Here is a 2,069-nt window from a genome sequence, read left to right on the forward strand (position 1 = left end):
AAGTCTTCTTCAGTGGTGCCCTTGGCCCGCTCCGTGAAGCTCTTGCCTTTCTTCGGAAAGCCCTTGCCCGTATCGCAAAAGTCATCCTCAGTAAAATTCTTGGCCTGCTCCAGGAAGCTGTTGCCCTTCTTCGGAAAGCCCTCGCCTGCTTTGCAGAACGGCGAAATCGCTATAGGATCGCCGCTTTGACACGTCGATGGGGGCGCAGCCTCGCCCGCACGCAATGTCGCCAGGTCGCCTGAGAAAGGCTCTATTGAAAAGAATGAGCAGAACCTTGAACAACAGTTCTCTCGAAAACGAGATGTTCGAGCTGGCCCCGATCGCCATGTGGGTCGAGGACTTCAGCGCGGTGAAAGCCCTTTTCGACGCATGGCGCGCCGAAGGCGTCACGGATATCGCCTCTTTTCTCCGCGCCGACATATCCCGCGTTGCCGCATGCGCCAGGGCCATCCGTGTGGTGAAGGTGAACCGCAAGACGCTCGAGCTGTTTGAAGCGCGCGACACGTCCAATCTCGTCAACAATATCACCGCGGTCTTCCGCGACGACATGCTGGAGACCCATATCGACGAACTGACCCAGCTGTTCGAGGGCAAGTCCAACTTCACCAGCTACACCGTCAACTACACGCTCTCCGGCAAGCGGCTGGACGTGCAGCTGCGCGGCCAGGTGATGCCGGGCCACGAGAAAACGCTCGACTACATTCTCCTGGCAACGGAGGACGTCACCGAGCGCGAGGACGCTCACCGCCGGGAACGCCGTCAGTCGCTCTATGCCAAGGGCCTGTTCGAACATTCGCCGGTTTCGCTCTGGGTCGAGGATTTTTCCCGCATCCGGGTCATGCTCGACGAACTGCGCGCCCGCCATATCGTCGATCTCAGGGTATTCATGGACGTGCACCCCGAATTCGTGCGCCAGTGTCTGAGCGAAATCCGTGTGATCGACGTCAACCAGGCGACGCTCGACATGTTCCGCGCGCCAGACCGGCAGGCCCTGCTGCAAAACCAGCATGCGGTGTTTCGCGACGATGTCGAAGACCATTTCCGCGAGCAGCTGATCGACCTGTGGGAGGGCCGCCTCCTGCATACCCACGAAGTCATGAATTACGCGCTGGACGGCTCCGAACGCTATGTTCTCCTGCAGTTTTCGGTCTTCCCCGGCCATGAGGATGACTGGTCGCTCGTTCTCGTCTCGCTGACCGACATCACCGCGCGCAAGAAGGCGGAAGCCTATCTCGAATATCTGGGGCGCCACGATGTTCTGACCAAGCTCTACAACCGCTCCTTCTACACCGAGGAGATCAACCGCCTGGAACGCAAGAATTTCCGCCCCATCGGCGTGCTGATCATCGACCTCAACGGCCTGAAGGACGCCAATGACGCACTCGGGCACGATGCCGGCGACAGCCTTCTGCGCAGGCTTGGCGAGGTTCTCAACGAATCGGTCTGCCAGCCCAATTGCGCCGCGCGCATCGGCGGCGACGAGTTCGCCGTGCTGATGCCCGGCGCGGATTACGAGGCGGCCGCGGTGGCGCTCGAGGAAATCCACAAGGTGCTGAAGGTCAACAACCAGTTCTATGCCGATGCCCCGATCAGCATTTCCGCCGGGATCGCGGTCTGCGAAGCCGGCGAAACGATCGAATCCGCGGTCCGCCGCGCCGATGCTGAAATGTACCGCCAGAAACGCGAATACTACGCTCTCCAGCGCAAGACCGGCTCCGACGGATAAACCGGCCGGTCCCGGAAGGCGGCCTGAGCGAATGTCGAATATTCCGGCACGCTAGCTGATCCAATATCTCCAGAATATCTGTTAATGTTCTGATCCCTTTCGTTTTATTGAGACTGGGAACTGTGTCGTCATTGCAGGTCGGGTCCGGCCTCGAACACGTGTCGGCTCAGTGACATTTTCTGTCCGCTTCTCTTCCGTTCACATATTGCTCGTCCGGCAAAACGGTGTCATCAAGACCGGTCGAAACCTAGAGCGCCGTGCGTCCATTCGGACGCACGGCGCTCTAACTGTGGGCTTTCAGGAGGTTGTCCATTCGGAGCGTACCGAGGAGACTGGAGTTACC

At 59.4% G+C, this 2,069-nt stretch carries 2 protein-coding genes; one reads left to right on the top strand and one right to left on the bottom strand.

The genetic code is table 11. From position 1 onward, the window contains the following. Positions 1-224, bottom strand: a 224-nt coding sequence (locus AC5DC2_RS23465; protein ID WP_491700228.1) for a hypothetical protein, incomplete at its 3' end; no start/stop codon positions are given. A 38-nt stretch (positions 225-262) separates the two neighbouring features. Here AC5DC2_RS23465 and AC5DC2_RS23470 point away from each other — a divergent pair. Then, positions 263-1,726, top strand: a complete 1,464-nt coding sequence (locus tag AC5DC2_RS23470) for a sensor domain-containing diguanylate cyclase (RefSeq protein WP_491700229.1) — start codon at positions 263-265, stop codon at positions 1,724-1,726. Positions 1,727-2,069 lie beyond the last annotated feature (343 nt).

Source organism: Martelella sp. (assembly GCF_984369615.1).

Coding starts and splice junctions, on each gene's coding strand:
- AC5DC2_RS23470 (WP_491700229.1), top strand. CDS start 263: ATGAGCAGAACCTTGAACAACAGTTCTCTCGAAAACGAGATGTTCGAG.